Annotated in this window: 16 protein-coding genes and 2 tRNA genes; 5 read left to right on the top strand and 13 right to left on the bottom strand. The window is 60.1% G+C overall.

Annotated features, from left to right (window positions below; genetic code table 11):
- The first annotated feature begins 13 nt into the window (after positions 1-13).
- The 4 genes from NWV16_RS03615 (at position 14) to NWV16_RS03600 (ending at position 3131) form a co-directional block, all read left to right on the top strand.
- Positions 14-100: transfer RNA gene (locus NWV16_RS03615), tRNA-Leu, on the top strand.
- Between the two features lie 181 nt (positions 101-281).
- Positions 282-368: transfer RNA gene (locus NWV16_RS03610), tRNA-Leu, on the top strand.
- A gap of 187 nt (positions 369-555) precedes the next feature.
- Entirely contained in the window at positions 556-1566 is a 1011-nt protein-coding gene (locus tag NWV16_RS03605) for an extracellular solute-binding protein (protein ID WP_065258780.1), read from the top strand.
- Positions 1566-3131: an ABC transporter permease gene (locus NWV16_RS03600; protein WP_260521999.1), complete on the top strand. Its 1566-nt coding sequence runs from the start codon at positions 1566-1568 to the stop codon at positions 3129-3131. The genes NWV16_RS03605 and NWV16_RS03600 overlap by 1 nt, the downstream gene beginning before the upstream one ends.
- A 41-nt stretch (positions 3132-3172) precedes the next feature.
- Here NWV16_RS03600 and NWV16_RS03595 read toward each other — a convergent pair whose 3' ends face one another.
- The 12 genes from NWV16_RS03595 to NWV16_RS03540 all read right to left on the bottom strand — a co-directional run bounded on the left by NWV16_RS03595 (position 3173) and on the right by NWV16_RS03540 (position 18168).
- Positions 3173-5107, bottom strand: coding sequence for a methyl-accepting chemotaxis protein (locus tag NWV16_RS03595; RefSeq protein WP_260521998.1), 1935 nt, complete (start codon positions 5105-5107; stop codon positions 3173-3175).
- 140 nt (positions 5108-5247) lie between these two features.
- Complete coding sequence (locus tag NWV16_RS03590) at positions 5248-6540, bottom strand: adenylosuccinate synthase (RefSeq protein WP_085701309.1); 1293 nt, start codon at positions 6538-6540, stop codon at positions 5248-5250.
- Between the two features lie 54 nt (positions 6541-6594).
- A complete protein-coding gene (locus tag NWV16_RS03585) occupies positions 6595-7782 on the bottom strand; it encodes an ATP phosphoribosyltransferase regulatory subunit (RefSeq protein ID WP_260521997.1) in 1188 nt (395 codons plus the stop codon).
- Between the two features lie 313 nt (positions 7783-8095).
- On the bottom strand, positions 8096-8965 hold the full coding sequence (gene hflC / locus NWV16_RS03580; RefSeq protein ID WP_260521996.1) for a protease modulator HflC: 870 nt from the start codon (positions 8963-8965) through the stop codon (positions 8096-8098).
- Positions 8965-10134: an FtsH protease activity modulator HflK gene (gene hflK, locus NWV16_RS03575; protein ID WP_260521995.1), complete on the bottom strand. Its 1170-nt coding sequence runs from the start codon at positions 10132-10134 to the stop codon at positions 8965-8967. The genes hflC and hflK overlap by 1 nt, the downstream gene beginning before the upstream one ends.
- A 96-nt stretch (positions 10135-10230) precedes the next feature.
- Positions 10231-11532 carry a ribosome rescue GTPase HflX gene (gene hflX, locus NWV16_RS03570; protein ID WP_065258775.1) on the bottom strand — a complete coding sequence of 434 codons (1302 nt, stop codon included), beginning with the start codon at positions 11530-11532 and terminating at the stop codon, positions 10231-10233.
- 12 nt (positions 11533-11544) lie between these two features.
- Positions 11545-11805, bottom strand: coding sequence for an RNA chaperone Hfq (gene hfq, locus NWV16_RS03565; RefSeq protein ID WP_065258774.1), 261 nt, complete (start codon positions 11803-11805; stop codon positions 11545-11547).
- A gap of 93 nt (positions 11806-11898) precedes the next feature.
- Positions 11899-12870 carry a tRNA (adenosine(37)-N6)-dimethylallyltransferase MiaA gene (gene miaA, locus NWV16_RS03560; RefSeq protein ID WP_260521994.1) on the bottom strand — a complete coding sequence of 324 codons (972 nt, stop codon included), beginning with the start codon at positions 12868-12870 and terminating at the stop codon, positions 11899-11901.
- Positions 12870-14777 (bottom strand): DNA mismatch repair endonuclease MutL, encoded by a 1908-nt coding sequence (gene mutL, locus NWV16_RS03555; RefSeq protein ID WP_260521993.1) that lies wholly within the window; start codon positions 14775-14777, stop codon positions 12870-12872. The genes miaA and mutL overlap by 1 nt, the downstream gene beginning before the upstream one ends.
- Positions 14774-16159, bottom strand: a complete 1386-nt coding sequence (locus NWV16_RS03550) for an N-acetylmuramoyl-L-alanine amidase (protein ID WP_409519372.1) — start codon at positions 16157-16159, stop codon at positions 14774-14776. The genes mutL and NWV16_RS03550 overlap by 4 nt, the downstream gene beginning before the upstream one ends.
- Positions 16160-16210: 51 nt before the next feature.
- Entirely contained in the window at positions 16211-16681 is a 471-nt protein-coding gene (gene tsaE, locus NWV16_RS03545) for a tRNA (adenosine(37)-N6)-threonylcarbamoyltransferase complex ATPase subunit type 1 TsaE (protein WP_065258770.1), read from the bottom strand.
- Complete coding sequence (locus NWV16_RS03540; protein WP_260521992.1) at positions 16669-18168, bottom strand: NAD(P)H-hydrate dehydratase; 1500 nt, start codon at positions 18166-18168, stop codon at positions 16669-16671. The genes tsaE and NWV16_RS03540 overlap by 13 nt, the downstream gene beginning before the upstream one ends.
- Before the next feature lie 63 nt (positions 18169-18231).
- Between NWV16_RS03540 and queG the strand changes: the two genes are divergently transcribed.
- A complete protein-coding gene (gene queG, locus NWV16_RS03535) occupies positions 18232-19332 on the top strand; it encodes a tRNA epoxyqueuosine(34) reductase QueG (protein WP_260521991.1) in 1101 nt (366 codons plus the stop codon).
- A gap of 57 nt (positions 19333-19389) precedes the next feature.
- On the opposite strand, the gene NWV16_RS03530 is transcribed toward queG, so the two are convergent.
- Entirely contained in the window at positions 19390-24126 is a 4737-nt protein-coding gene (locus tag NWV16_RS03530) for an RHS repeat domain-containing protein (RefSeq protein WP_260521990.1), read from the bottom strand.
- Positions 24127-24135 lie beyond the last annotated feature (9 nt).

Below are 24135 nucleotides of genomic sequence, written 5' to 3'. Positions count from 1 at the left end.
ACGCTGTCGAGATGCCCAGGTGGTGAAATTGGTAGACACGCCAGCTTCAGGTGCTGGTGACCTTACGGTCGTGGAAGTTCGAGTCTTCTCCTGGGCACCAATTTCGAGTTTGAGACTGAAGCAGTTTCAAGACTCACACAAAAACCCGCGAAAGCGGGTTTTTTGCATTCTGAGCCCGCATTTTTTCTGAAATTGATTTATTAAAATCAAATCAGGGGTTTACAGATCAAAAGACGCTCCGTATAGTGCGCCACATCAACAGCGGCAACGCTGAAGATGAAGCCCAGATGGTGAAATTGGTAGACACGCCAGCTTCAGGTGCTGGTGACCTTACGGTCGTGGAAGTTCGAGTCTTCTTCTGGGCACCAATTCAGATTCAAGGTCACGATCTTGAATCTCACAAAAACCCGCGAAAGCGGGTTTTTGCGTTTCTGGCCTCCTGAAAACTCAATCCGCCTTACCAGCCCCTTCCACGGCTCGCAAGGAGCATTTGAGAACAAATATCGTTTATCATTGTTGCAAGTTTTTGCAATGCGACAGTGAGGAACCCTGCGAATGATGTTTCGAAATACCCTGCGCCGCGGCTTGACCTTCACCCTGCTCGGCCTGGCACTCGCCACTCCCCTCACCCAGGCTGCCGACACGGTTTCCCTGACACTCTACAACGGTCAACACAAGGAAGTGGGCGACGCCATCGCCAAAGCCTTCGAAGCCAAGACCGGCATTCACGTCAATGTGCGCAAGGGCAGCAGCAACCAGCTCGCCAGCCAGATCATCGAAGAAGGCGACCGCTCCCCGGCCGACGTCATCTACACCGAAGAATCCCCACCGCTGAACAACCTCGGCGAACTGGGCCTGCTGGCCAAGTCCGACGACGCCACCCTGGCAGTCCTGCCGAAAAAGTACGTCGCCGGCAATGGCACCTGGATAGGCGTCACCGCTCGGGTTCGCGTCGTTGCGTTCAACCCGAAGCTGGTCGATGAAAAAGACCTGCCCAAATCGGTACTGGATTTCGCCGATCCACAGTGGCAAGGCAAAGTCGGTTTCGTGCCCACCAGCGGCGCATTCCAGGAACAGGCCGTCGCCATCATCAAAAAGCACGGTCGCGAAGCCGCCGAAGAATGGTTGACCGGCCTGCGCGCCTTCGGCAAGACCTACAGCAACAACATGGTGGCCCTCAAAGCTGTGGAAAACGGCGAAGTCGCCACTGTCCTCGTGAACAACTACTACTGGTTCGCCCTGCAGCGGGAAAAAGGCAAGCTCGACTCCCGACTGCATTACTTCACAGGCGGAGATGTCGGCGGATTGATCACCGTCTCCAGCGCAGCCGTGCTGAAGTCCAGCAAGCATCCGAAAGAAGCCCAGCAATTTCTCGCCTACATGGCCAGCGAGGAAGGCCAGCGCGTGATCACCCAGACCACCGCCGAGTATCCGCTGCATAACGGCATGGAATCGGATCGCGGCCTCAAGCCATTCAGCGAGCTGGAAGCACCGGACGTCACGCCCGCCGATCTGGGCAATGCCGAGGAAGCGCTGGATCTGGAACGCGAAGTTGGCTTGAACTGATGAGCGCATTGCTATCCGCTCCCGCCACCCGCGGAAATTACGTGCCACGGCGCAAGCGCCCTTCGGTCTGGCTGGTGCTGCCGGTGTTGCTGCTGGTGGTGATGAGCCTGTTACCGCTGGCCTACGTCGGGCTCAAAGCCTGGCAGGCCGGCTGGAGCGAGGCGCTGCACTTGCTGTGGCGACCCTACGTGTTCGGCCTGCTGCGCAACACGCTGGCGCTGATGGTCGGCGTAACCGTGACGTGTGGTGTGATCGGCCTGTCGCTGGCCTGGCTGCTGGAGCGCAGCAACCTGCCTGGCCGGCGCCTGTGGGGCGTGATTCTGTGTTTGCCGTTTGCGGTACCGGCCTTCGTCAGCAGCTTTACCTGGGTATCGCTCAGTGCACAGTTCGAAGGATTGGGCGGGGCGATTCTGGTGATGAGTCTGTCGAAATACCCGCTGATCTTTTTGCCGGTGGCGGCCACCCTGCGCAATCTCGATCCTTCACTTGAAGAATCGGCACGGACGCTGGGACAGAATCGCCGGGGCGTGTTTTTCCGCGTCACCCTGCCCTTGCTCTGGCCTTCGCTGCTGGCCGGCTCGTTGTTGATTGCGCTGCACATGCTGGTGGAGTTCGGCGCACTGTCGATCATCGGCCTGCAGACATTTACCACCGCGATCTATCAGCAATTCGAGCTGGAATTCAGCAATGCCAACGCGGCGATGCTGTCCGCGGTGTTGCTGGCACTTTGTTTGATGCTGCTGTGGCTGGAGTTGCGAGTGCGCGGCAAGGGTCGCCATGTGCGCACCGGCCAGGGCGCAGCGCGGCGTGCCGAACAAGTGCAGCTTGGGCCGTGGGCGATTGCCGGTCAGCTGTATTGCCTGATACTGGCGATTGTCGGGAGCGGAATCCCGCTGGGGATGCTGGCTTACTGGCTGGCGGTCGGATCGTCAGCCGCTTTCCCGGTGGCAGCAATCACCGAGGCCTTGCTGTCGTCGCTGGCGCTGTCATTCGGTGGTGCGGGACTGTGTCTGGTGCTGGCGGTGCCGGTCGGGTTGCTGGTGGTGCGTTACAAAGGCCAGCTGGCGATCTGGGCCGAGCGGCTGCCCTATCTGCTGCACGCCCTTCCGGGATTGGTGATCGCCCTGACGCTGGTGTATTTCGCCCTGCATTACGTGCCGGCGCTGTACCAGACGTCCCTGTTGCTGCTGATCGCGTATGCGCTGCTGTTTCTGCCGCTGGCTCAGGCGCCGATCCGCACGGCATTGAACAAGGCCGCACCGCAGCTGGAAGAGGCCGCCCGCACCCTTGGCGCATCGTCGTTCACAGCGTTCTGCCGAGTGACTTTACCGATCATCTTTCCGGCACTCGGTGCGGCGTTCGCGCTGGTGTTTCTGGATGCCATGAAAGAACTGACAGCAACGCTGCTGCTGAGTCCGACGGGGCTCAATACTCTGGCGACCGAGGTATGGGCCCACACAGCGAATGTCGAGTTCGCCGCAGCGGCGCCTTATGCAGCGTTGCTGATCGTGGTATCGGGCTTGCCCGTCTACTTGCTGACCACCCGAATGTATTTGAGCCGATAAAAAAATCGCAGCCGAAGCTGCGATTTTTTTTGCCCGCACTATCAGGCCCGGAACTGCCCCAGACTGGCCTTGAGCTGCGCCGCCAGACCATCGAGCACCTTGCCGCTGGCCGTGGTTTCGACCACCGCTTGAGCGGCTTTCTCGGCCTGGGCATGAATCGTCTCGACCCGCCCGCGCACAGCCTGCGCACCCTGCGCCTGATGGGCCGCTGCCTGGGTCGCCAGACCGATCGCCGTATGCACCTGCTCGACCGACGCCTGCACCGATTGCTGCAAACGTGCGCTGTCACGCAATACCAGCAATCCTTCACTGGCCTGACGCCCGGCCTGACCGATTGCCTCGACCGCCTCGCGTGCGCCCTGCTGCAGCGCCACAATGTGCGCCTGAATATCGCCAGTGGAGCTTTGGGTCTTGCTGGCCAGCGCCCGTACTTCATCCGCCACCACCGCGAATCCTCGTCCGGTCTCACCGGCCCGGGCCGCCTCAATGGCGGCATTGAGCGCCAGCAGATTGGTCTGCTCGGCGATGCCGTGAATCACGGTCAGCACCACTTCGATCTGCTCGCTTTGCTGTGCCAGCCGCTCAATGACTTTCGCGCCGGTATCAACTTGCCCCGCCAGCGCCTCGATGAGACTCCCGACCCTGGCCGACGTGCGGGTGTTCTCTTCGGTGGCCTGACGAATATCCACCACCTGCTTTAGCGCCGCCTGCATCGCATGGCTTTCCGACTGCGCCTCATCGGCCATTTGCGACAGCGCCCGCAGACTTTCGGCCACTTCATCGCGCTGCATCCCCGCCGCTGCATCGGCACCGGCGTTGCGCAGGGTCATGGCGCCGATTTCCAGGCCGGTGCGCTGAGCCACATCCCCGGCTTCGCGCACGATCGGCTGCAATTTGTCGACAAAGCGATTGACCGCCGAGGCCATGTCGCCGATTTCGTCCTTACTGTTGATCTGCACACGCTTGGTCAGATCCCCTTCGCCCGCTGCCAGATCATCCATGGCGGCGTTGAGCATCTTCAAGCGATTGACCACTCGATGGCCGAGCACGACCGCCAGCAGCAACAGCACCCCGGCGCCGACCAGTGCCAGGCCCATACCGATACGCCAACGCAGCGTGGCAGCAGCGTCCTGCACGGTACTGGCTGTGTTGGCTTTCATCTCGGCGGCGGTGGACTGCGCCGACTGCAGTCGCGCCCGCATGGCCGCAGCACTGTCCGCCGCCGCACCTTTGAGGCTATCGCCCACCAGTTGATCACTGCTGGCAATGAGCGCCGAGAAGCGCTGATCGAGCGCTGCCAGATCGGTTTCCACCGAAGCCGTCGAAACCCCCATCAGCACTTTGCCGATTTCCACCCCGTTGGGATTGATCGACGCTTCGATGTAATAAACAGAAGGGTCATTTTTCGCCGCATCCAGCACTTTATCCAGCGCCCGCTCGCCCTGGCCCTTTTCGAGCAAGGCCTTGTTGATGGGGTTTTCGCGGTTGAGATAGCGGGTCAGATGCTGGCCGGTAGCATCGTCATAAACCACGAACAGTACATTGGGATTGCGTTGTGCCCGGCGGGCGAACTCCGACAATGTCGGCACATCGCTGTCCCACATGGCCCGAGGCGCCACCGAAGCCAACAACTGGGCCATGTCGTTGGCCGAGTCCTTCAGGTCTTTCTCCAGCGTCATACGCAGTTGTGCCTGCTCCTCCTTCAGACGCGAGGACAGGCCGGCAGTCAGACGCTGGCGAGTATTGGTGGATAACGTATCGAGGCTCGACGTGACTTCACGCCCGGCCTGCTCCAGCTCACCGGAAAGCTTCTGGCTGTCGGCGCCCAGGCGAGTACCGAGGTCGGCCTCCAGCGCAGTGACCGTGCTCCGCGTCAGGGCGACGGCAACGAGTACCTGCACCAAAAGGGCGATACCGAGAGTAACGAAAACGGGCCGCAACAAACGGCTTTGTAACAGTGAGAGAACGGCCGACACTGTGAATCCCTCTACGTCTGACGCCATTAAATTGATGGCATTCTTGTAGACAGATTCACAGCAAAGGTCATGCCGTCCAACAGGCATAAACGACAAAGGCCCCGATAAAGGGGCCTTTGTGTTTTTACATCAACGACTTATCAAGCGAACGGATGACGCAGAACGATGGTTTCGTTGCGGTCCGGGCCCGTCGAAATAATGTCGATCGGCGCGCCGACCAGCTCTTCGATACGCTTGATGTAGTTGCGTGCAGCCTGTGGCAGCTCTTCCAGGGTCTTGGCACCCAGGGTCGATTCGCTCCAGCCCGGCATCTGCTCGTACACCGGCTCCAGGCCAATGTAGCTGTCCGCATCGGTCGGTGCGTCGATCATGGCACCATCAGCGTTCTTGTAGCCTACACAGATGTTGATGGTTTCCAGACCGTCCAGCACGTCCAGCTTGGTCAGGCACAAGCCCGAGATGCTGTTGACGTCGATGGCGCGACGCAGAATATTGGCATCGAACCAGCCGCAACGACGGGCACGACCGGTGGTCGCGCCGAACTCGTGACCACGCTTGGCGAGGAACGCGCCAACATCGTCGAACAGTTCGGTCGGGAACGGGCCCGACCCGACGCGCGTGGTATAGGCCTTGGTAATACCGAGGATGTAGTCGATGAACATCGGGCCGACACCCGAACCGGTCGCGATACCGCCGGCAGTGGTGTTGGAGCTGGTCACGTACGGGTAGGTACCGTGGTCGATGTCCAGCAGCGAACCCTGAGCGCCTTCAAACATGATGTCCTTGCCGGCGCGACGCAGGTCGTGCAGCTCGGCGGTGACGTCGAGCATCATCGGCTTGAGCAGTTCGGCGTATTCCATGCACTCGTCGAGTGTCTTCTGGAAGTCGATGGCCGGCTCTTTGTAGTAATTGACCAGTACGAAGTTGTGGTAATCCAGCAACTCGCCCAGCTTGGCGGCGAAACGCTCACGGTGGAACAGGTCACCGATGCGCAGGCCGCGACGTGCAACCTTGTCTTCGTACGCCGGGCCGATGCCGCGACCGGTGGTGCCGATCTTCATCTCGCCACGGGCCTTTTCACGGGCCTGGTCCAGTGCCACGTGGTAGGACAGGATCAGCGGGCAGGACGGGCTGATGCGCAGGCGCTCGCGCACCGGTACGCCCTTCTCTTCCAGCTTGGTGATTTCCCGCAGCAGGGCGTCAGGTGCAACCACCACGCCGTTGCCGATCAGGCACTGCACGCCTTCGCGCAGCACGCCCGACGGGATCAGGTGCAGGACGGTTTTCTCACCGTCGATCACCAGGGTGTGGCCAGCGTTGTGGCCACCTTGGTAGCGCACTACGGCGGCAGCATGTTCGGTCAGCAGATCAACGATCTTGCCTTTGCCCTCATCACCCCACTGGGTGCCCAGGACTACGACATTCTTACCCATAACACTTGTCCTCATTCGCGCAAACTTGGTGCCGGCGATGGCCGGCAGGAAAACTCAGGAAGCCAGTGGCGATACTTGCCAAAGCCCGTTCTGCTGGATCAATTGCCGGTCGCAGTCCGCATCACGGGCGGCGGCCAAAGGTTGTCCAGGCAATGCCTGAACGACACGCTGACCCTCACTGCGCAACTGGCAAACCTGCTGCCAGAGTGCCGCATCCGTACTGTCAGGCATCCAGATACCGCCAGACGGCAGCTCGACCTCAGCACGCCCCAGGGTCACCAGGGTTTTCAAATCGGTGGAAAAACCGGTTGCCGGACGGGCGCGACCGAAGTCGGCGCCGATGTCGTCATAGCGACCGCCCTGAGCGATTGACTGGCCAACACCTGGCACGAACACCGCGAACACCACACCGGTGTGATAGTGGTAACCACGCAGCTCGCCCAGATCGAAGTACAGCGGCAGTTCCGGGAAGCGCGCCGACAACCGCTCGGCGATCGCCAGCAAATCTTCCAGCGCCGCCAGCACCGGCGCCGGCGCACTGGCCAGACGCTCACGGGCAGCGCTCAACACTTCACGGCCGCCGCACAAGTCGACCAGTGCCCGCAACATGCCGGACAGATCGGCCGGCAGACCTTCGGTCAACGTAATGACCTCATCGATGGCCTTGCGTTGCAAGGCATCGAACAGCTGCTGCTCGACTTCACCCGACAGACCGGCCGCCTGCGCCAGACCGCGGTAGATGCCGACATGCCCCAGGTCCATGTGCACATCCGGCACATCGGCCAGTTGCAGCATGGCCAGCATCAGACTGATGACTTCAACGTCGCTGCTCGGGCTGGCATCGCCATACAACTCGGCACCCAGCTGGATCGGGCTGCGCGAAGACGACAAGGCACGCGGCTGGGCATGCAGCACACTGCCGGCGTAGCACAGACGGCTCGGGCCTTCACGACGCAGGGTGTGTGCATCGATACGCGCCACTTGCGGCGTGATGTCGGCACGGAAACCCATCTGCCGGCCCGACTGCGGGTCGATGACCTTGAAGGTACGCAGATCCAGGTCCTGGCCCGCGCCGGTCAGCAGGGATTCCAGGTACTCGATATGGGGAGTCACGACGAACTCGTAACCCCAGCTCTGGAACAGATCCAACACCTGACGACGCGCGACTTCAATGCGCGCCGCTTCCGGTGGCAGTACTTCTTCGATGCCATCTGGCAGCAGCCAGCGGTCTACCGTTGCCATTACGCCATTCCCCTTAGATCCGGGCGGCCAGCCCGAGGGCGAGCCTTGAGTGAAGCAGAAAATGACCGATCCGTTCAAAACGCACGCGCATGAACGACGCGACGAAAGGCCTGTTACCGGCTTCGCCCATCACTTTCCTCGAATAACTGTCGGGCCATTCAACCCGATCTTCTGCAACAAAAACAGCAATCAAACGTGCAGACGCAAAAAAGCCGGGAATTTCCCGGCTGCCGCATCATACACACGTTTTCCGAAAGGATCACCCCGCCCGAGGTATTAGCCGCCGGGCGGAATGATTCAGGTCAACGTCGCATCAAGGCTTGGGCTTCTCCAGGTACTTGAAGAAGTCGAGGCTCGGGTCGAGCACCATGACGTCGGACTTGTTCGCAAAGCTTTCACGGTAGGCACGCAGGCTACGGTAGAACGCGTAGAAATCCTGATCCTGACCGTAGGCCTTCGAGTAGATCGCAGCGGCCTGGGCATCACCGTCACCGCGAATCTCTTCGGATTCGCGATAAGCCTCGGCCAGCAGCACGCGGCGCTGGCGATCGGCGTCGGCGCGGATGCCTTCGGCCAGCTCGTTACCCTTGGCGCGGTGCTCGCGAGCTTCACGCTCACGCTCGGTGCTCATACGCTCGAACACACTGCGGTTGACTTCCTTCGGCAGATCGATGGCCTTGACCCGGACATCGACCACTTCGATACCCAGCTCCTTTTCCGCCATCTTGTTCAGTGAAGCCGTGATGTCGGCCATGAGCGCATCACGCTCACCCGATACCACCTCATGCAGGGTGCGCTTGCCGAACTGGTCACGCAGACCCGACTCCAGACGACGGGAAAGACGCTCGTCGGCGATCTGCTTGAGGCCGGAAGTCGCGGTGTAGAAGCGCTCGGCATCTTTCACGCGCCACTTGGCGTAGGCATCGACCATCACCGCCTTCTTTTCCAGGGTCAGGAAGCGCTGTGTCGGTGCATCCAGCGTCATCAGACGTGCGTCGAATTTACGCACCTGGTTAACGTAAGGCACCTTCACATGCAGCCCCGGCTGAACATCGGCCTGAACCACACGACCGAACTGCAGCAGCACAGCGCGCTCGGTCTGAGCCACGATGTAGAAGCAGTTCCAGCCAACCAGCACCACAACAACGCCAACGATCAGGGCGATCAGCGATTTATTGCTCATCAGCGGGTCTCCCTTGTACGTGTCTGCGGCAGGTCGGTGACATGCGGCACGACATCCGTGTTGTTGCCGGCAGCAGCAGAACCGGTAACCGGTGCGTTATTGCCAGGACTGTTCTGGATCATCTTGTCCAGCGGCAGGTAAAGCAGGTTGCTCTGGCCGTTCTTGTTGCCGGTCACGAGAACCTTGCTGGTGCTGCTGAAGACTTCCTGCATGGTGTCCAGGTACAGACGCTGACGAGTGACCTCCGGCGCCTTGCGATATTCGGCCACCAGCTTGGTGAAGCGATCAGCCTCACCCTTGGCGCGCGAGACCGTTTCGTCACGGTAGCCATTGGCGTCTTCAAGGATGCGCTGGGCCTGACCACGGGCTTCCGGCACCACGCCGTTGGCGTAGGTTTCAGCCTGGTTGCGCGAACGCTGCTCGTCTTCACGGGCACGGATCACGTCATCAAAGGCTTCCTGTACTTCACGCGGTGCGGCTGCGCTCTGTACGTTGACCTGGGTGACGGTGATACCGGTGCGATAGGTATCGAGGAAACGTTGCAGACGTTCCTTGATTTCGCTCGCCATCAGCTCACGACCTTCGGTCAGCACCTGGTCCATCGCCGTGGAGCCCACCACATGGCGCAGCGCACTGTCGGTTGCATGTTGAAGGCTGATTTCCGGCTGGTCGACGTTCAGCACGAAGTCCTGCAGGTTGCTGATCTTGTACTGCACGGTCAGCGGCACTTCGACGATGTTCTCGTCTTCGGTCAGCATCTGGCCCTGCTTGGTGTAGGCACGCTCACGCGTGACGTTTTCCATGTACTTCCTGTCGATCGGCGGGAAATAGATATTCAGGCCCGGGCCGACAGTTTCGTAGTACTTGCCGAAGCGCAGCACCACGGCCTGCTCCTGCTCGTCCACCACGTAAACCGCGCTGTACAGCCAGACGGCCGCCAACACGACAAGACCAATGCCGAGCAGGCCGCCGAAGCCGCCACTCTTGCCCGGACCGCCCCCGTCGTCACCCCGTTTCTTTCCACCACCGAACAACCCGTTCAGGCTTTCCTGCAGCTTTCGGAAGGTCTCGTCGAGATCCGGCGGCCCCTTGCGGTCGCCATTGTTGCGACGCTTGCCACCCCAGGGATCCTGATTGTTCGAGTTGCCACCCGGCTCATTCCAAGCCATAGCGCTCTCCATCTGATAAAGCAAAGACGCACCCACGGCGCGCCGACCAATGCTACAGAATGCCTGCCGTTGCGGCACAACCGCTTTTTCAGGCTTTTATTGCAAAGTGTGTTGCTCGATGAACTCCGTCGGCACAACGCCTTCACGGCTGACCAGTCGATTGAGCTCCGAACGCGGCAATCGCACGGCCAGCAAGCTGACACCTTCTTCGTCGTATTCTTCTTTCTGTACCGCGCCCAGCTCGAAGAACTGCGCACGCAGACGCGCAAACCGCTGGGGCAGACGCAAGGTTCCGACAAACAAATCATTGCCCAGCAATTCGGCAATGGCTTGCTCAAGCAGCTCCAGACCAGTGCCATCACGCGCCGACAACCATACCCGTTGAGGCTTGCCGTTCTCGTCGCGCTGGATTTGTGGCTCAACGCCTTCAAGCAAATCGAGTTTGTTATAGACCTCGAGGATCGGCAAGTCCTGGGCCCCAATCTCGCCCAGCACCACCATCACCTGCTCGATCTGCAGCATGCGATCCGGTTCGGCCGCATCGATCACGTGCAACAGCAAGTCGGAATTGCTCGACTCTTCGAGCGTAGACCGAAATGCCTCGACCAGTTTGTGGGGCAAATGACGAATGAAACCCACGGTATCGGCCAGGACGATCGGTCCCAGGTCGTCCAGTTCCAGACGGCGCAGGGTCGGGTCCAGTGTGGCGAACAACTGGTCGGCCGCGTACACCTCCGATCTCGTCACGTTATTGAACAGCGTGGATTTACCGGCGTTGGTATAGCCCACCAGAGACACGGTAGGAATTTCCGCACGGGAACGCCCGCGACGTGACTGTTCACGCTGGCTGCGCACCTTTTCCAGCCTGCCCTTGATCTGGCGCAGACGAACCCGCAGCAGGCGCCGGTCGGTTTCCAGCTGGGTTTCACCCGGACCGCGCAGGCCGATACCGCCCCCCTGACGTTCAAGGTGAGTCCAGCCGCGAACCAGGCGGGTACTCATGTGGTCAAGCTGGGCCAGTTCAACCTGGAGCTTGCCCTCATGGGTACGGGCGCGTTGGGCGAAAATATCGAGAATCAGACCGGTACGGTCGATCACGCGACACTCGAAGACACGTTCGAGGTTGCGTTCCTGACTCGGCGTAAGGACGTGATTGAAGATCACCAGATCGGCTTCTTCGGCATGTACCAGGTCGCGCAGTTCCTCGACCTTGCCGCTGCCGATCAGGTATTTGGCGGTTGGCCGATGACGCGGTACGTTAAAAAACGCAACGGTCTCGGCGCCTGCCGAATTTGCCAGCTCCTGAAACTCCTGCGGATCTTCGCGCGCCTCAGGGTCCTGTCCATCCAAGTGAACGAGGATGACTCGCTCACCACCACCGTGGCGCTCAAAGAACAAAGGACACTCCTATCAGGCGTTACCTGGCTCAGCGTCACCTGCATCGGATTCGGATGCACTTGGCAGACGAATTGGACGAACTGGCACGACTGTAGAGATAGCGTGTTTGTAAACCATCTGGCTGACGGTGTTCTTCAGCAGGATGACGAACTGGTCGAACGATTCGATCGTGCCTTGCAGTTTGATACCGTTGACCAGATAGATGGAAACCCCAACTTTCTCTTTACGTAAAGTGTTCAAGTAAGGGTCTTGTAGCGAATGCCCTTTTGACATGTGCCGCACTCCTTTAAGGATTCAATATAAAAAATAGGTAATCAGATGGCTTTTGCCGCCACTCCCCCAAGGATAGACGGCAATTGCAAGGACTCAGCTCAATATGGAGATGGTCCCAAGGTATTTCAAGGTGCGTGGCAGATTGTCGCAATCCAGACTGTCAAGCCAGTGCAAATCGCTCCAGCTGCGCAGCCAGGTAAACTGGCGTTTGGCCAACTGGCGCGTGGCAATGATGCCCCGCTCCTGCATTTCGGCCGCCGTCAGCTTGCCATCCAGGTAATCCCAGACCTGTCGATAGCCTACCGCACGTATAGACGGCAACCCGGCATGCAGGTCACTTCTATTACGCAGGGCTACGACCTCGTCGATAAATCCCTGTTCCAGCATATTTGTGAATCTTTGTTTAATGCGTTCATGCAGTACCTGACGATTTGCCGGGGCAATCGCCAAGTTCGCGACAGTATAGGGCAATTGTTGCCGTCCCGATGCCGCTGCATCAGTCGTTTGCCGAGATTGTTTCAAGCGCAGCTCGGTCATGCTCTGACCACTGACCCGAAAGACTTCCAGCGCACGACTTAGGCGCTGTGGATCGTTCGGATGAATACGCGCCGCTGACTCTGGATCGATTGCCGCCAATTGATCATGCAGGGCCTGCCAGCCAAGGCGTGCAGCCTCTTCTTCAATCTGTGCGCGAACGTCGGGATCTGCCGCCGGCATATCCGCCAGGCCTTCGACCAACGCCTTGTAATAGAGCATCGTGCCGCCCACCAGCAGCGGAATGTTTCCGCGTGCGGTGATTTCGGCCATCGCCTGCAAGGCATCACGGCGGAAATCCGCAGCCGAATAGGCTTCGGCCGGATCAAGGATGTCGATCAGGCGATGAGGATATTCGGCCAGCAGTTCCCTGGAGGGTTTGGCCGTGCCAATGTCCATGCCGCGGTAGACCAGGGCCGAGTCAACGCTGATCAACTCGCAGGGCAGTACCTTGGTCAGCTCGATGGCCAGATCGGTCTTGCCCGCAGCGGTCGGGCCCATCAGGAAAATCGCTGGAGGAAGCTGGCTCATCAACGACCGCGCAGGAACAGTTTGTCCAGATCGTCCAGGCCCAGCTGGGTCCAGGTCGGTCGGCCATGGTTGCATTGACCGCTGCGCTCGGTGTTTTCCATGTCACGCAGCAGGCCGTTCATTTCCGGCAAGGCCAGGCGGCGGTTGGCGCGGATCGCGCCGTGGCAGGCCATGGTGCCGAGCAGCTCGTTCAAATGCGCCTGGATCCGGTCGCTGGTGCCATATTCCATCAGGTCCGCCAGCACATCGCCCACCAGACGATTGGCCTCGGCCTGCTTGAGCAAGGCCGGAATCTGCCGGATCGCCAGGGTTTCCGGGCCCAGTCTCTGCAACTCGAAGCCAAGGCGCTGGAACCATGCCGCGTGCTCTTCGGCGCAATCGGCCTCGCGCTGACTGACCGCCAGCGACTCTGGCACCAGCAGCGGTTGACCGCTCAAGCCTTCGCTGGCCATGGCGATCTTCAGGCGCTCGTACATGATCCGCTCATGAGCGGCGTGCATGTCCACCAAAACCAGGCCATGGGCGTTTTCGGAAAGAATATAAATGCCCTTGAGCTGCGCCAGCGCATAGCCCAGCGGCGGAATATCTTCCTGGCCGGCCGGCAATGCATTGGCATTCGCTTCCGGCAACGGCGCAAAAAACTCGCTATACGCGGCCTGCGCCTCGGCAGCCGGCACAGCCGATTGCGGACGCGGTGTGTATTGATACTGATAAGCGCCGCCAGCATTGGCACCCGACGACGTATTGAACGCCGGTTGCGCTTGCGGTTGCTCCAGCAAGGAGTTGGCAGCCAGGCGCATTTCACCCTGCGGACCGAACTCACCGGCTTCGAGGCCGGTCGGTCGCTGGATCGCAGTGGTGACGGAACCGGCAAGCTGATCTTCAGGCCGCACATCGCCCAGCGCACGGTGCAACGTGCCGTAGAGGAAGTCATGCACCATGCGTCCGTCACGGAAACGTACTTCGTGCTTGGTCGGGTGTACGTTGACGTCGACAGCGGCCGGGTCGACCTCGAAAAACAGCGCGAATGTCGGATGCCGGCCGTTGAACAGCACATCGCGATAAGCCTGACGCACCGCGTGAGCCACCAGTTTGTCGCGCACCGCGCGGCCATTGACGAAGAAATACTGCAAATCCGCCTGGCTGCGGTTGAAGGTCGGCAGACCGACCCAACCCCACAAGTGAAGACCGTTGCGCTCGATCTCGATCGGCAGGGCCTGCTCCAGGAAACCCGAACCGCAGATCGCCGCCACACGCCGGGCGCGGGCCGCATCGTCGTGGGCCTCGTGCAGGCTGAGGATGGTCTTGCCGTTATGGCGCAGATGGAATGCCACATCGAAACGCGCCAGCGCCAGACGTTTGATCACTTCCTGCAGGTGATCGAATTCGGTTTTTTCGGTCTTGAGGAATTTGCGCCGTGCCGGGGTATTGAAGAACAGGTCGCGGACTTCCACCGAGGTGCCGACCGGATGAGCCGCCGGCTGCACGCGGGGCGCCATGTCGCGGCCTTCGGTTTCGACCTGCCAGGCCTGATCGGCGTCACGGGTGCGGGACGTCAGGGTCAGGCGTGCCACGGAACTGATCGACGCCAGTGCTTCACCACGGAAGCCCAGACTCATCACCTGTTCGAGGTCTTCAAGATTGCGGATCTTGCTGGTGGCGTGACGGGCCAGGGCCAGTGGCAGGTCATCGGCGGAAATCCCGCTGCCATCGTCGCGCACCCGCAGCAGTTTGACACCGCCCTGCTCGACGTCGACATCGATGCGTCTGGCGCCGGAGTCAAGGCTGTTTTCCAGCAGTTCCTTGATTACCGAGGCCGGGCGCTCCACCACCTCGCCGGCAGCGATCTGGTTCGCCAGCCGCGGGCTGAGCAGTTCGATACGGGCAGCATTCAGAACCTGATTCATTCTTTGGACGCCAGCTCGGTGCCTGGAATGGTCAGGTGCTGACCGACCTTCAACTCATCGCTGCTCAGGTTGTTGGCACTGCGCAGAGTGGCTGCCGACACCTGATAACGCACGGCAATCATCGCCAGGGTTTCACCCGGGCTGACCCGGTGATCACGCGGCCCCTGGGCGATCTTGCCCGAATCACGCAGCCACGCAATGTAGGTGCCCGGTGGCGGGTTCTGCTGGAAGAACTGGCGCACGCCGCTGCTGATCGAGCGCGCCAGCGCCTGCTGGTGGCTCGACGCCGATAGCTTCGAAGCTTCGTTGGCATTGGAGATGAAGCCGGTTTCCACCAGGATCGACGGAATGTCCGGCGACTTCAGCACCATGAACCCGGCCTGTTCCACACGCTGCTTGTGCAGTGGCGTGACGCGGCCGATGTTGGTCAGGACTTTCTGGCCGACGTTGAGGCTGGAGGTCAGCGAAGCGGTCATCGACAGGTCGAGCAGAACACCGGCCAGCATCCGGTCCTTGTCGTCGAGGCTGACGTTGCCGGCACCGCCGATCAGGTCGGAACGGTTTTCGCTGTCGGCCAGCCAGCGGGCGGTTTCCGAGGTGGCACCACGGTCGGACAAGGCAAACACCGACGCTCCGAACGCCGCCGCAGATGGCGCGGCGTCAGCGTGGATCGAAACGAACAGGTCGGCGCCTTTCTTGCGGGCAATTTCGGTGCGGCCGCGCAGTGGGATGAAGTAGTCGCCGGTACGGGTCAGTTCGGCGCGGAAGCCTTTCATGCCGTTGACCTGGCGTTGCAGTTCACGGGCGATCTGCAGCACCACGTCTTTTTCGCGCTGGCCGCGTGAGCCGGACGCCCCCGGGTCTTCACCGCCGTGACCGGCGTCGATCACGACAATGATGTCGCGTTTGCCGGCAGGGGCCGGAGGCAGTTTGATCGCAGGCTCGGCCGGCGTCACAGGCACCGCGGGAACAGTGGCGACCGTTGGCGTCGGGGCCGGTGTTGGCGGCGGCGCAGCATCGGCCGGGTTGTCGAACAGGTCGACCACCAGACGGTTGCCGTATTGCGCGTTCGGCGCCAGCGAGAAGCTTTTCGGGGTGACGGCTTTCTTCAGGTCGATGACCACCCGCAGATCGGTTGGCGTACGCTGGGCCGAACGCATGGCGGTGATCGGTGTGTTGGCGGTGGAGACTTTCAATGGCGCGCCGAGGGTAGCGCCGTTGATGTCGATCACCAGACGGTCCGGGGCCGTGAGGGTGAAGACGCTGTGCTGCACCGGGCCGGTCAGGTCGAACACCAGACGCGTGTTGTCCGGCGCCCGCCACAGGCGCACGCTGTTGACCTTTGTCTCGGCCACAGCGTTGACGGTTACTGCCATCAACATCAGTCCAGCGGCAGCCACCAACGCGCGAAAGCGCATACCTAACCCCATCATTTATTTGGATTCCAACGCCAAAGCGGCACACCAGGCCTCGCCACGCGAGCCTTGGGACAAAATAGTCAGCGAACGCCCGCTGTCTTGCGGGCTAATGGTAATGGTCAGGTCAGGCTTTGGCAAAAAGCCTGCACCTTTATCGGGCCACTCGATCAGGCACAGGGCGTCGTCTTCGAAATAGTCGCGAATACCGAGAAACTCCAGCTCTTCCGGATCGACCAGGCGATACAGATCGAAGTGGAAGGCACGGATGTCACCGATCTCGTAGGGCTCGACCAGGGTGAAGGTCGGACTTTTCACCGCACCGACATGCCCCAGCCCGCGAATGATGCCCCGCGACAGCGTGGTCTTGCCCATGCCGAGGTTACCTTCGAGGAAGATCAGGCCATGCCCCCCGGTCACGCGGGCGATCCGTGCGCCAAAGTCGCTCATCGCCTGTTCATCGGCCAGGTACAGGGTTACTTCAGACACGGTGCATGCTCCTCCAACAACTGACGAATGGCTGGAATCAGATCACTGGCCGCCAGCCCACGGCCGAATTTACCTTGTTGCGCCCCGGCGTTGGCGTGCAGCCAGACCGCCAGACACGCCGCGTCGAACGGCTCCATGCCCTGGGCCAGCAACGCCCCGACCAGCCCGGCCAGCACATCGCCGAGGCCTGCGGTGGCCATCGCCGGATGGCCTTGATGACACAACGCCAGGCGCCCGTCGGGGTGGGCGATCAGACTGCCCGCGCCCTTGAGCACCACCACCGCTGCGTATTTTTTGCTCAATGCCAGCGCAGCGGCCGGGCGATCCGCCTGTACCTCGGCGGCGCCGAGCCCCAACAGACGCGCCGCTTCCCCCGGATGCGGCGTGATCACACAGCCCTTGGGCAAACTGACGAAACCGGTGGCCAGCAGATTCAACGCATCGGCGTCCCACACCTGCGGCAGCGGCGCATCGGCGGCGGCCGACAGCAGTGCCCGGCCCCAACTCGCCTGCCCGAGTCCCGGACCGACCACCAACACGGACACCTTTTCCAGCAGCCCCATCAGTTGATTGGCCGATGAAGTGCCCAGCGCCATGGCTTCCGGCACCCGGCTCAACGCTGCCGGGACATGTTCCGGACGGGTCGCCAGCGACACCATCCCCGCCCCGCTGCGCAAGGCGCTTTCGGTACTGAGCAGAATCGCCCCGCCAAAGCCATGATCGCCACCGATCAGCAGGACATGGCCAAAACGCCCCTTGTGCGCAGCCGGCGCCCGAGCTGGCAGACGCGGCAGGTTACCGGTGTCGAGCCGGCGGGCAGCGATGGCGATGTCACTGCAGGTTTCGGCCGACGCTTGCAGATCGTTGAACAGCAGGACGCCGACGTGATCTGCCGCGTCCCCGGTTAACAGGCCAAGCTTGAGACCGATGAAGGTCACGGTCAGGTCAGCCCGCACGGCACTGCCCAGCACATGGCCAGTATCGGCACACAAACCGGAAGGAATATCGACCGCCACCACCGGCAGGCCACTGGTATTGATGGCTGCGATGGCAGATGCATACGGCTCACGCACGTCCCCGCTCAGACCGGTGCCAAGCAGCGCATCGACAACAATTCCGCGCAATTCACCGGAAGCACTCCACGCCGCAATCGCAACGCCTTCGGCCAGCGCCTCGGCATGTGCCAGAGCCGCATCACCCTGCAGACGTTGCGGATCACCGACGGCCAGCACCTGTACCGCCCAGCCTGCACGACGGGCCAGCACCGCTACCAGATAACCGTCACCGGCGTTGTTGCCGTGCCCAGCCAGCACAGTCAATGCGTCCGCCGAAGGCCATTGGCGCACCAGTGCGCGCCAGGTGGCATGGGCGGCACGTTGCATCAGTTCGAATCCCGGCGTGCCAGCGGCAATCAGCCGTGCGTCGAGGGTCCGCACCTGCGCGGCGCGGTACAGCGCGTCGGGTAATTGATCTTTAGTGTGCGGCATGCGTCTTCGGGCTCCGATGTCTGGCAGAATTATACGCACCTCAGCTCCGGTTTCTCTCGTCTCATGTCCGCCATTACCACAGATCTTCCCGCCCTCGCCCAATCCATCAAGGACTGGGGCCGCGAGCTGGGCTTCCAGCAAGTCGGCATCAGCGGTGTGGACCTGGCCGAGCATGAGCGGCACCTGCAACGCTGGCTCGAGGCCGGCTATCACGGCGAAATGGACTACATGGGTGCCCATGGCAGCAAACGCTCGCATCCCGACGAGCTGGTGCCGGGCACCTTGCGCGTGGTGTCCCTGCGCATGGACTACCTGCCGGGCGACACGCAAATGGCGCAAATGCTGGCGAAACCGGAAAAAGCCTACATCTCCCGTTATGCCCTGGGCCGGGATTATCACAAGTTGATCCGTAAACGCGTGCAACAACTGGCGGACAGGATTCAATCCGAAATCGGCCCGTTCGGTTTCCGCGCGTTCGTCGACAGCGCACCGGTGCTGGAAAAAGCCATTGCCGAACAGGCGGGCTTGGGCTGGATCGGTAAAAACACCCTGGTGCTGAACCGCAAGGCCGGCAGTTATTTCTTTCTCGGCGAACTGTTCGTCGACCTGCCGCTGCCGGTCGATGAACCCCACAGCACCGAACACTGCGGACGCTGCACTGCGTGCCTCGATATCTGCCCGACCAACGCGTTCGTCGGTCCGTATGTGCTGGATGCGCGACGTTGCATTTCCTACCTGACCATCGAACTGAAGAACGCCATCCCCGAAGACCTGCGACCACTGATCGGCAACCGGGTGTTCGGCTGCGACGACTGCCAGATCTGCTGCCCGTGGAACCGCTTCGCCAGCCCGTCCGGCGAAAGCGATTTCAAGCCACGGCACAATCTGGACAACGCCGAACTGGCCGAGCTGTTTCTGTGGGATGAAGACAAGTTCCTCAGCAGCACCGAGGGTTCGCCACTGCGCCGCGCCGGATATGAGAGCTGGCTGCGCAATCTGGCCGTGGGGCTGGGGAATGCGCCTTCGACGATTCCTGTGCTGGAAGCGTTGAAGGCGCGACGGGAATATCCGTCAGAGCTGGTCAGAGAGCATGTGGAGTGGGCGCTGAAACAACACACACGACCTTCACCCGCGAACCCGACAAGTCAAGTACCCAAGTCATAACCTTGGCACTGGCGCTTTCGTTTTGTGCCTGGCACTGCCGGACCGCGTGATCCTTGCCTATTTTTTTTCCTTATGGTGGCCACCCAGCTGCTTGATGATGACAATCCTGTCTCTAGTGTTTTCCGTAAGGTAAATCCGGTCACCTTTCGACAAATAAAGATGCATCGACTTCGACGAGGAGCCGGATGGCCCGTACATTGGCGTGTACTCGGCATGAATGAGCGCGGCAGCGGAAGTCGGGGAGTTACCCGCCTCGATATGCTGCATGAACGCTTCCGCCTTGGCCTCTGAGGCCTCGAGCGCTTCGGTCCTGAGATAGTTCATTTTGTCTTTGGGCCTGACCAGCGTCCATTTCGTTTCGACCGGCTCCTCAACCGGCGCACTCGCTTTCTTCGCCGCTGCCCTGGCGCCTTTCCCCTTGGGCTTTTTCCCGCTGGCGAGCGCTTTGCCCATTTCCTTCGTGCCCTTGGAACTGAGTCCCTGCTCAAAGGCCGAGGCCAGTTTTCTGCCAGCGTTCACAGCCACTTTTGCACCGGCTGCCAGTCCTGCACCGAACGAAGCCAGATCGAGGCCAACGCTGACCCAACCCAATACCTCACCGGCTTGGGAATCCGGCGCAAGCCCATTGACCACCTCGCTGGCAATGCCTGCCAAGCCCGAAGCAACCGCAAACCCCAATGCCGCCACAGCCAATGGCGTTGCGGCACTCATCGTCAGCACGCTGGCAACAATTCCGAGAATAGCTAATCCGATCCCCAGAATCGATTGAAAGGAAATATGTCCTGTCGGGTCGACACGATTGACGGGATCGCCCAGGCAATAAGCGTAGGCATTCAATCCTCCCCCATCGAACGGACTCATGCTGTCGGGGCCGAGAAACCGCATCAACGTCGGGCTGTAAGCGCGATAACCGTTGCCCAGCAGATAAAGGCCGGTAACCCGGTCGAGTTGCTCACCATTGAACCCCGCCAGACTGAACAGGCCACCTTCGACAGGACGATGCCCATAAGGGCTATAAACACAATCGTTCAGCTGATCTTCACCCAGTTCCGCCAGCACACTTTGCTGCTGATCAGTGCCGAACAACTGCGTGCCGGCGTTGATACCGACTTGCTGCTGACCGACAAGCAATCCGCCGTGACGCATGATACTGGATGAGTTCTTTTCGCTTACTTCATGACAGACCCGGCCTTCATGGTAATAACGCTGGGCAGCGACCGCATTCGGTTGCGACAGCTCTACCAACTGGTCGAAACCGTCGTAATGGTATCCGCGAATGACTCCACCGCCCGCGCCGGTCAGCTTCTCGAGACGCCCGAATGCGTCATAAGCCAGGGTTCGCGCCTGATCATCCTTGATCATTCTGCCATTGGCGTCGTATTCCAGCGTCACTGCCGATGGATAGTCGGCGTGCGAATGCCTGACTGCACTGACCTGTACAGGGTCAGGATTGTCGTAACTGAAGGTAGTCAAGTTCACACCCAACGGGAACCGCGTCTGTACGGTCAGCAGGTTATCCAGCGCATCGAACGAAAAGGTCTGCTGGACAATTTCCTTGCCATAAGGATCCCGGGGCTTGTGGGTTCCGGAGCAGTCATACTGGATCAGACGCCCACGCACATCGTAGGCAAACTGTTCATCTCGCAATACCTGCGTGCCGCGTCGGAACACTTTCCGCGCCAGCTTGCCGGCAAGCGTATAAGTCGACTCCAGCATCTGGTCGGGCTGGCCCCTGACCTCGAAGGTACGGCGGATTTCACGACCGATATCGTCATAGGCAAACCGGGTGATCATTTGACGCTTGATCGAAGTTTCTTCGGTCTTCGTCCATTCCAGCATGCCTGTCTGGAGGTTGTAGTGGAATTCGGTTTTCAACGAACCCTGCAAGGTTGACAGCAAGCGGCCATGGTCATCGTATTCGGACCTCAGCTCGGTTCCGAGTACATCGACATGGGTAATCGGTCGCCCCTCAAGGGAATAGGTAAAGGAAGCCGCTTTGCTGATCGTGCCGCTGGTCATCGTTTCAGATTTGACGCGCCCGGAAGGGTAATACGTGAAACGGCGCTCCCTGCCGCTTTCGACGCAAGTCAGTGGCTGGCCACTGACGGGGTCGTACGTCATCGTCGTGAGCAAATCGCCCGCCCTGCGCTCAGTCAGCAAACCGCCCAGATCGCGCAAATAAGTGAATTCGATTTTCTTGCCGTCGGCACTCCTGTACCACTGTGGCTGACTGAAGCCCCCTTCGTAACCGGCTTCGGACTTGCGCCCGCCCACTGTACTTTCTATCAGACGATTCAACCCGTCATAGGTTTGCAGGCCCAGTACTTTTCCATTGACCTGAATGCCGACGCGCAGCGCTTCGTCACTGTGATCGGCGTAGTCGGTTACCACTTCGCTGGCATCAGGCAGGACGCTGCGGATCATCCGGTCAAAGACGTCGTACTCATATCGAGTGGTGTTGCCGGCCGGATCAGTCTGGCTGATTGTGCGTCCGAGACCGTCATAGGTGTAACCGGTTTTGCCGAGACTCTCGCCTTGTAGATTGAAGCTCTCGACACTCACTGGTTTGCCGAACCCGTTGACGCGAGTAACTGTCTTCCCCATCCCCTGGAGCCAGTTCGTTTGCTGGCGGGCGACGGGCTCGACCTCGCTGTGTTCGATACGCCCATCGGCATGGAGTATCTTGCTGATCTGGCCCCAGTCATCGAATTGATAGCGGGTGATCACCGGGCAAGGTTTGCCATTGCGCCAATCGGTGAGCGTCACTTGCACCCTGTGACCCGCCGAATCATGAATGGCGGAGTAGATGATGCGAGCCTGAGAAAGCCCACTCTCGTCAGGATGGTCACAATCCTTTTCCTGTACGGTGTTCACCCGCTCCAGGCCATCATAGGTCACACGTTGTTCGCCGCCGGCAGGATCTGTGGTGACCATCATGGCCGGCTGATTTTTGCTGGCGGCCCGATAAGCCCACTGGGTCGATGATGCATAGGGAGTGTCGCGGGCAACGGTTTTGCGCACCACTCTGCCGATCTCATCGTATTCATGTTCGATGTGCTCGCCATCGACACCGACCTCTGACAACTGTAATCCGGTCAGCGTAGAGAGTACTTTCTCGTGGGTCTGCAGCGTGCCATCAAACCCGCGCGTGCATGACTTCACTCGCAGGCTGGAACCCTCAAGCTCATAGGAGAATTGCGTACAGGTCCTTTTGCCGTTACGGGTGATGCTTTGCTCTTTCATGGCCCCGTGCTTGAGCGGGTCCTGCGGCGTATTCAGGTAACTTTTTTCGGTTTTCGATCGCAGGATCCCAACCCCTTTCACGACCTCGAAAAAACGCTCTTCAGCCGGCAGGATGAATGCCAGGCCTGCCCCCTCCAACGCGGGATGCAGCACATGGTCGAAGTACGTGACAGTCGGGTTTCCACCCTCCGCCGCAGGGATGACCGTTCGCTTTTTCTGGAATCGGGTGAAACCCAGCGGATCCTCCGGGCAAGTGTCTCCTCCGCTCGGCGGATAAAACTCCGACAAAGTCGTCACCCCGCTCGGCTCGACATACTTGAGCAAGTTGCCTTCGTCGTCGAACTCGGTGACGGTGGTTTCCTCGCGCGTCTGTTGAGTGCGCCGATCGATATAAGTCACCTTTTGAACCTTCGGCATGCGGAACTGAGCCGGCTGCTCATTGAATGGCTTGGTGACGGAACAATGATATTCAGTGGTGGTTGTGGTCCGGGCGTCGCCACAGGTCGTCACTTCTTCGACCAGCAAATGGAATTTGTTGTAGGTGCGTTTGATCCAGGTGTGCACCTTGCCATTGACCAGCAGTCGCTCGTCGCAGGAATAAACGTATTGGGCGGGCGCCAGGTAGAGTGGGTCTCCGTCGTTACTTCTGGGCGAGACAAGGCCATGCCCGAGAAAATTATGGTCGGAGTATGTGTACGTTTTGCACAGCCTGGGCTGGTTGCGCCCTGGGTAGATATCGTGCGCGATGACAAACGGCAGAGTCTGTTCCACGTCATTCACGAAGTGGTGACCTTTGCGCTTGTAGCGGATGAACTCCACCCCGCGTAACGGGTTGACAATACGCCACAAATAGATGGCTTCATCAATGACTTCATATTCAAGTTCCCAGCCACTGCCGACCGGAAGTTCGATTGCCGTCACCCGACTGTTTTTCAAGATCAACCTGAACTCGGAACTGGCGGAGGTATCGGGATACCGGGCCAATGTCACCTGACCGGCCTTGCGTGAAATTTTCAACAGACATCGCTGGGCGTCGCGAACTTCGCTCAACAGGGGCACTTGATTGAACAACTCATGCTTCAGCGCGATGCTGGCTCCGTTCGGGGCAATGATTTTTTCCGCAACCGCGATGTGCGTGCCGGCCTGAACTTTAAGCAGTTCACGCCGACCATCCTTGTACCGCACTTCATAGCGCCCGGCCCCGGTTTTCAGGACCTTGGCCGTTTGCAGTTTCATTTCCTTGAAATTCAATCCGGAAGAAGTCTCCACGGCCTTATAGCGCTCACCGTTGGACAACGTCATGACTTTGCTGCGCAAGTCGTATTGCGTCATGGTCAAAGACCAGCCGATGCCGAAACCGCTGTCTGACTGATTGAGCGGATTGAAGCCCAGCGAAAGTCCAAGTACCGGACCATTGAGATCCACCGAATGCAATTTTCCCAAGGAAAAGGCGCACGTATACATACCGGTGCGAGGGTCAACCCCTCCAGAAACAAACTCACCGAAATTGAAAGCATTTGAATGAACAGCGAAAGATGAATTACTTTCCATTGAAAATCG

It is taken from the genome of Pseudomonas sp. BW7P1, assembly GCF_024981055.1.
GTDB lineage: Bacteria > Pseudomonadota > Gammaproteobacteria > Pseudomonadales > Pseudomonadaceae > Aquipseudomonas > Aquipseudomonas bananamidigenes.
The sequence above is the reverse complement of the archived record's forward strand: the minus strand, read 5'-3'. Positions and strand labels throughout refer to the sequence as shown.